At 54.5% G+C, this 1,021-nt stretch carries 1 protein-coding gene; it reads left to right on the top strand.

Annotated features, from left to right (window positions below; all coding sequences use genetic code 11):
• Nucleotides 1-1,021, top strand: a 1,021-nt coding sequence (gltX, locus tag ACTHS3_RS14580; protein WP_440368323.1) for a glutamate--tRNA ligase, incomplete at both ends; no start/stop codon positions are given.

Below are 1,021 nucleotides of genomic sequence, written 5' to 3'. Positions count from 1 at the left end.
AGCAAAGAAGAGCTGGAAGCCATGCGCGAGAAAGCCGAAAAAGAAGGCACGGCGACTTACGACCGCCGCTGGCGTCCGGAAGAAGGCAAAACTCTGCCCGAAATCCCTGCCGACGTGCAACCCGTCGTCCGTTTCAAAACACCTTTGGACGGTGTGACCAAATGGACGGACTTGGTCAAAGGCGAAATCTCCATCCCCAACGAAGCACTCGACGACCTGATTATCGCCCGCGCCGACGGCACGCCGACTTACAACTTCTGCGTTGTCGTGGACGACTACGACATGGGCGTTACCCACGTTATCCGCGGTGATGACCATGTGAACAACACCCCGAAACAAATCAACATCTTAAAAGCCATCGGTGCAAATCTGCCCGAATACGGCCACCTGCCCATGATTCTCAACGAACAAGGCAAAAAAATCTCCAAACGCAGCGGCGATACCGTTGCCATTACCGATTTCGGCGCAATGGGTATTCTGCCCGAAGCCATGCTCAACTATCTGGCACGCTTGGGCTGGGCACACGGCGACGATGAATTCTTCACAATGGAACAATTCATCGAATGGTTTGATTTGAAAGATGTTTCCCCGTCTCCAAGCCGCATGGACTTGAAGAAACTCTACTGGATTAACGGCGAACACATCAAAATCACCGCCAACGAGAAACTGGCCGAAATGGTGAAACCGCGCCTCGCCCTGCGCGACATCCATGAAACAAGCAAGCCTGCTTTGGAAGATGTGTTGGCATTGGTCAAAGACCGCGCCCAAGACCTGAACACCCTCGCTGACGAGTGCCTCTACTTCTACGTCAAACAAACCCCTGCCGAAGCAGACGTGCAGAAACACTGGGACGACGAAGCCGCCGCCCGTATGCTGCGCTTCGCCGAACGCCTTGAAGGGCTGGAAGACTGGACCGCTGAAGCCATCCACGACCTCTTCAAACCTTTCTGCGACGAAGAAGGCATCAAAATGGGCAAACTCGGTATGCCCCTGCGCCTCGCAGTCTGCGGTACGGCAAAAA

The sequence above is a fragment of the Neisseria sp. P0009.S007 genome, from assembly GCF_051962515.1.
Note: the sequence above shows the minus strand (reverse complement) of the source record. Positions and strands in the feature narration are given on the sequence as shown.